The organism is Vibrio sp. 10N.222.46.A1 (assembly GCF_041473595.1).
GTDB lineage: Bacteria > Pseudomonadota > Gammaproteobacteria > Enterobacterales > Vibrionaceae > Vibrio > Vibrio tasmaniensis_A.
This window is the reverse complement of record NZ_JBFRSN010001754.1, coordinates 1-321: the sequence shown is the minus strand read 5'-3', so window position 1 is coordinate 321 and position 321 is coordinate 1. Positions and strand designations below refer to the sequence as shown.

The window sequence follows — 321 nt, the reverse complement described above, 5'->3', positions numbered from 1 at the left end:
CATCTTTATCCATTCCAATACCAAACACTTTAGTATTGAAACCAAAGCCACTCTAAACCGATTTCGACCGCTGATTGAGCGTGCTGTTTTCGATATTGAAAACAAAGAAAAACTTGAAGCGACAGTCCGAGAACGTACAGCAGAACTCGTAGCAGCAAGAAAAGACGCAGAAAGAGCCAACAAAGCCAAATCTGAATTCTTAGCAATGATGAGTCATGAGTTAAGAACGCCGCTAAACGCCACCATAGGCTTAATCGACACGCTAAAGTCCACACCGCTGAATGATGAACAACAGTCTATATTGTTAAATATGAGTACATC

1 protein-coding gene is annotated in these 321 nt (G+C 41.1%); it reads left to right on the top strand.

Going from position 1 to position 321, the window contains the following annotated elements; all coding sequences use genetic code 11:
- On the top strand, positions 1–321 hold a 321-nt coding region (locus AB4496_RS29175; protein WP_372133613.1), incomplete at both ends, for a histidine kinase dimerization/phospho-acceptor domain-containing protein.